This is a genomic window from endosymbiont of Lamellibrachia barhami (assembly GCF_011947365.2).
GTDB lineage: Bacteria > Pseudomonadota > Gammaproteobacteria > Chromatiales > Chromatiaceae > QGON01.
In genome coordinates, this window is record NZ_JAAVSH020000001.1 from 2205068 (window position 1) to 2210395 (window position 5328).

Below are 5328 nucleotides of genomic sequence, written 5' to 3' on the forward strand. Positions count from 1 at the left end.
TGGTACTTCGTTCAGTTACGTATTGCTTGCCCACCTCTTTGCCAGATATCAGGTGAGACAAGTGTCTGGGGTCCATGTTGCCCTGCAGTACAGCCTTGTCGCCAACCCTGCGCCGGGCGTCCGCCAGACAGGGTCCAGTCGACACCCAGGGCATCACATCCGGTTGCCGCCATCTGCTCCAACCAAAGGTCCGCCGCCTTTGGTGAATTTCTGCAGCTGCGCCACGTCCCTCTGGTTGTTACCGCGGGTCAGCCTGGATGATGTTCCATATATTTCAGGGAAGGCGTTTGTAGTACTGCGGGGATTCACAGCACCACCCAGGTATCAGATCATGACCGCCTGGGCGCGGCCACAATCTGGAGCATGAGATAGGCGTTACCGGTTCTGCGATTTTCAGCAGCCGCAGCCATCGCTCGGGCGATCGGAACCATCATCCCCTTTACTTTGGCTGAAATTTTTTCGTGCCGCTCCTCCACAATAGCGGTGGCAAACGTCAGGACGCCGCTTAAGAACCGATCAAGTACCGGCCATCAGGGGTTGTCCCGGCGAATGGTGCGCACCATTCCTCGCATAACGGTCATGCTCCATCCGGCTTCAAAGCGTGACCGCTGCCTCATCCTGCACCGGCCGTTCAAATCTGGGGCCCTCCCCTTGCGTGAAATAGAGCCCAAGGCCCATCGCATCCGGGACGGTAAGAATATCGGAGAAGAGGATCGCCGCATCCAGCGGGTAGCGATCCAATGGCTGGAGGGTAACTTCACAGGCCAGTTCGGGATTACGGCAGAGATCCATGAAGCTGCCGGCACGGGCGCGAGTGGCCTTGTATTCAGGCAGATAACGCCCGGCCTGTCGCATCATCCATACAGGGGTTACATCTACCGGTTCGCGCAGCAATGCACGCAACAGTCTATCGTTTTTCAGGATATTCACGCGAAATTCCTTTGGTACATTTCATTATAGATTTTCGCGAATTGTACACGGAATGTGAACGCGGAGGGAGGTGGGCGCCGTTCCGCTGCCGAATCAAGGCAGGGAGCGGGAGATCAACGTACCAGGCCCTTGCTTTGCAAAATTCCCATCAATGTCTGTTTGTGTCGTAAGAACCTTTCAGGGTTCGCCTCCACGCAGCCAACGCCAAACAGTCCCATTGTACCTATCGATTGCTGGCAACCCTGCAGTGCCCAACGCCCCTCATCCCAGGCCTTTTTCCCCAGATCCATCTCCAGCATGCTGAATAACCGGCTGCATTTCATCGACAGGTGTTTGGCATCCTGACAGTGGCCGAGACTCTCCTGCACTGCCGAGAGAGACCGTACCAGCTCTGCAACCACCGCCTGTTGCAGTGTAAGATGAATGCCCTTTATGTCTCTTCTTTTCAGTGCCCGTTCCAAAGCGCGCATCAGGCCTGGCGCATGCTCACGGTCAAGGTGGCGAAACGCATAGGCATTGCGCGCCACCACTGCTCCGGCGACTGCGAAGTCATCCCGACCGAGCGCTGTTAGTACCGCTTGTCTAGCGTGCAGCACCGGCTCTTTACGCCTGGACACAGTTGGTGCAAATAGAAACGGCGCTACGTTTGACAACACTCTTCGTTGCAATTTCATGCGAAATACTCTCCAACCAACCTTCCAAATGCACCCTGAGCCGTTAACCCTACCTCTCCATCGGCGCGTAAAATACCGCTGTCTTTCTCGCCTATAACCAATGGGAATTAGAGTCTATCCGAATCCGAAACCCTTGAGTGTGCCAAACCGTTAAACCTTTCACTGTCATCAACATGAAACAGCAAACACTTACTCTTGTATTCCGGTGTAAGATACTTCCTTAAATCATCAAATGTAGTGCTCATGTCGTCGATACAACAGAACATTCTGGAGAAAAAAGCCGCTCTTGCTAGCGCAATCGGAGAACCCCTCTCAGCACTTGCAAAAGAGTGCGCTGAGGTGTGGCAGGATCCAGATCAGCTCGACCAACGGCTATTGGATCATCAGTCCGACATCTCCAGTTGCGACTTTCTCTACGCTTGGGATCTCGATGGCCTCGAAGTCTCTTCCCTGATCAGTGCGGGCGTTGCCGATCGCTCCTGGCGGGGACGTGACCTTTCGGATCGCCCCTATCTAAAAAACAACCTGCCGTTCAAGGGCATCATGCTCTCATCGGTCTATCGCAGCATGTACTCCAGTACTGAATGTGTTACGGCCCTACAGGCAGTGCACATAGACAAGGGTCTGGTGGGATTCATCGCGGCTGATTTCTCCCTCGACAAATTGCTTACCGACAGCAGATTGGACAACCCTGAGTTACGCTGGCAGCAGTTCAAGGGCGATCCAGCGGTGCGTGGCACAGTTTTTATGCAACAGCGGATTCAGAGCCGACTGGATGATCAGCTCGATTCGGTGCACGACACGGTCCATGCTCTGATGACCGCCCACGGCATCTTCCACACAAAAATCCACTACTCCAGCGGACGCTGTTCATTCTGGCTGTTGGATGATCCATACAGTTACCGGATACACGGCGTGGAAGAGATCATCGACCCCGATCTCAGCCTTGTCTATCCACTGCACACTTACCCAGCGGAAGCCAAGGTCACCCCCGCGCAGATCCGTTCCGTACTCGATGGATTGAAGGCATTGCGGTTTGCAGACGAGACCATCTATCTGCGCAGCAGCTCGCTGAACATCATGAATGGCATGCTAGGACTCACCTTCTCCTGTGACGGCTCCCACTACATGCCGATGGAAGAATTTCTGGAAAAGAATCTCGCTTTCTGGATTGGAGACCTGGCAGGGTCAAAGGCTGACGGATAGTTCCCGCAGCCCTTCCTGGGCAGCAGGTTTGGGATGGTTCTATATGATCAGGGTACCTGATAGTGGCTCTGGGTCATCAGATCGATCCCGCACTCGAGATTTGCAACCCAGTTGATAAATTCGGCGACCGCCTTCTTGCCCACAAACGACCTGCCATGCTGAGGGACAATCATGTTGATCTCCAGGGAACTCGCCATATTCGCCCAGTAGCGGCAAACCCGGTTGGAGTTCATGTAGCGTTTATGAAAACCCTCCATATAGGGGAGGATTTCCGCCAGCTTTTTCACCGGTTTATCGAGATCCCCCGGCGGCAGGTTGGCGCCGAGATCACCGGAGAAGAGGATCTTGCTTATCGGATCATAAAACTGAAAATTACCTTCCGCATGCAGAAAGTGGGCGGGCAGGGCTTTCAGCCGGATATTGCCAAGCTCAAGGTTGATACCCTGGTCCGGTATGGAAACCACCCGGCCCTGCAGACGGCCGGGGCGGGTGAAGTGGGGGATAAAACGCTCCCAGAGAGAGGGCACAACCACCTTGCAATCGGTGCCCACCAGCCACTTGTTCACTGAGGCGACGATATCGGGATCCTGGTGGGAAGCGATAACATAATCGAGCTTTTTCACATTCATGTAGTCGCTGATCGCCATGAAGAGGCGGGAGTAGGTCAGCTCCCCTCCTGGGTCGAGTAATGCGGCGTGGCCGTGGTCAAAGATCAGGAACTGATTGGCCTGCACCGCATCCCCGGTCACCAGATCCCGAAAAGCGACACAGATATGCTCTTTTTTATTGTAAAGTTCGACTGACATAGTTTGTATACTCCCCCAAGACTGGCAATTCGAAGCCCGTCCGTTGCCATCCACTGGTTACCTTTTTCGTTTTTTGCGCAACCTGCCATGAATCTGCAACGGCCGATGCTCCACTTAAATGCCGTTTCTCGTATAAATATTATTCGTAACCTCTAAAGAGATAACAGAAATATTATTCTTAATCCAGGGATTTGCAATACATTTTAAGGCTAAAGGCTAAAGGCTAAAGGCTAAAGGCTAAAGGCTAAAGGCTTTCACAGTATGTGCCGGTGCTTTTGAAAAGCAACCACTGATTTTCCGGCACCGGCAACGATGTTTGGCCTATCCGGCGGCACAGTCTCCTTTGGTCTTTTACCTTTCGCCTTTAACCTTCTTTTTATTCCGGCTTAATATGCTCAATATAGTGGGGTCTGTCATCCATCGCCAACTTAATCCCCTCCGCATGGGCCTTCAGTATCAACTCGCTGTCGCGGACCTTCAAGGCACAGTGGGCTCGGCCCCGGCTCTCCAGCGGCAGCGGCACCATGTCGCGATAGGTATAGACGTTTTCACCCACATCTCCTCCGTCGCAGACACAAGGCGCAGCGGGCAGTTCACCCTCCACTTCCGCGCCCTCCAATATCATCTCACCTGCTTGCCACCAACGAGTGCGCTCTTTCGAACCTGTCAGGGTTTTGATGATATATGCACGGGAGAAGCGCACCCTGAGAACCCCCTTCTCCAAAGTGATTGATTCGATCTCACAACCCGGAAGATCAATACTTGTCGTTTCCATCTACTAACCTCTTAAACAGCAGTGCCACTCAGATTTTGAGTCCACTCCACTGGTTCAATTTTCATTATCCAGACCCAACTCTTTTATCTTGCGGGTCAGGGTGTTTCGCCCCCAGCCAAGCAGGCGGGCGGCATCCTGGCGGCGCCCTGCAGTGTGCTCCAGCGCCGTCTCTATCATCACTGTCTCAAAGTCTGAACCCGCTTCATCAAGCAGGGCTTCCGCACCGGATTGCAGACGGCTGCGCGTCCAGGCACGGAGCTGTTGCCGCCAGTCTCCACTGATTTCACTCCGCGACTCTTCCTGTCGCAGCTCCGGCGGCAGATCCTCGATATGGATCTCCTGACCAGAAGCCATCACGGTGAGCCAGCGGGCAGTATTTTCCAACTGTCGGACATTACCTGGCCAGTCAAGTTGGCGCAGAAATTCTGTGGTTTCCGGCAATAAAATCTTCGCCTCAACCTCCAACTCTTCAGAGGCATTGGCAAGGAAGTGGCGCATCAAGAGCGCAATATCCTCTTTTCGTTCCCGCATTGCGGGAATATGGATTCTTATCACGTTGAGCCGGTGAAACAGGTCCTCCCTGAAGTCGCCCCTTTTCACCAGCCCTTCCAGATTCTGGTGGGTGGCGGCTGGGCGTAATTCGCACATCGACCTTTCTACCGGTTCATGACCACCACGCGGTAGAACTGGCCATCCGCCAATACTCGCAGTGCTGGCTTGCAAATCGCCGGCATGCTCAATTCTATCCCCAGAAAGAGTGTGCCGCCAATTCGCCTGTTCAAAATGCCCTTTACGGTGCTCTGGTGCTCCAAAGCAACACGTTCATGCATCAGGCAGTTTTGACCTCCATCAGATCCTTGGGTGTGGCCGCCATGTTCAGGGCGAGGTGGCGCCTTCGGCACTGAGGGAAAGCAATGCTGCCGCACCGAACGCACGT

At 53.9% G+C, this 5328-nt stretch carries 5 protein-coding genes and 2 pseudogenes; 1 reads left to right on the forward strand and 6 read right to left on the reverse strand.

Annotated features, from left to right (window positions below):
- Nucleotides 1–67: 67 nt before the first annotated feature.
- Nucleotides 68–930: pseudogene (locus G9Q73_RS20450) on the reverse strand (uroporphyrinogen decarboxylase family protein); the annotation flags it as partial.
- A gap of 113 nt (nt 931–1043) precedes the next feature.
- On the reverse strand, nt 1044–1604 hold the full coding sequence (locus G9Q73_RS09905) for a hypothetical protein (RefSeq protein WP_177419638.1): 561 nt from the start codon (nt 1602–1604) through the stop codon (nt 1044–1046).
- A 243-nt stretch (nt 1605–1847) separates the two neighbouring features.
- Here G9Q73_RS09905 and G9Q73_RS09910 point away from each other — a divergent pair, with 243 nt between their 5' ends.
- On the forward strand, nt 1848–2810 hold the full coding sequence (locus tag G9Q73_RS09910; RefSeq protein WP_177419639.1) for a PDC sensor domain-containing protein: 963 nt from the start codon (nt 1848–1850) through the stop codon (nt 2808–2810).
- 47 nt (nt 2811–2857) lie between these two features.
- On the opposite strand, the gene G9Q73_RS09915 is transcribed toward G9Q73_RS09910, so the two are convergent.
- From G9Q73_RS09915 to G9Q73_RS20455, 4 genes and pseudogenes are all read right to left on the reverse strand, one after another.
- Complete coding sequence (locus G9Q73_RS09915; RefSeq protein WP_177419640.1) at nt 2858–3616, reverse strand: oxygen-binding di-iron domain-containing protein; 759 nt, start codon at nt 3614–3616, stop codon at nt 2858–2860.
- A 376-nt stretch (nt 3617–3992) separates the two neighbouring features.
- A complete protein-coding gene (locus tag G9Q73_RS09920; RefSeq protein WP_177419641.1) occupies nt 3993–4391 on the reverse strand; it encodes a hypothetical protein in 399 nt (132 codons plus the stop codon).
- Between the two features lie 54 nt (nt 4392–4445).
- Complete coding sequence (locus tag G9Q73_RS09925) at nt 4446–4922, reverse strand: AAA-type ATPase lid domain-containing protein (protein WP_369408949.1); 477 nt, start codon at nt 4920–4922, stop codon at nt 4446–4448.
- 69 nt (nt 4923–4991) lie between these two features.
- Nucleotides 4992–5141 (reverse strand): annotated as a pseudogene (locus G9Q73_RS20455) (hypothetical protein); the annotation flags it as partial.
- Nucleotides 5142–5328: the final 187 nt, after the last annotated feature.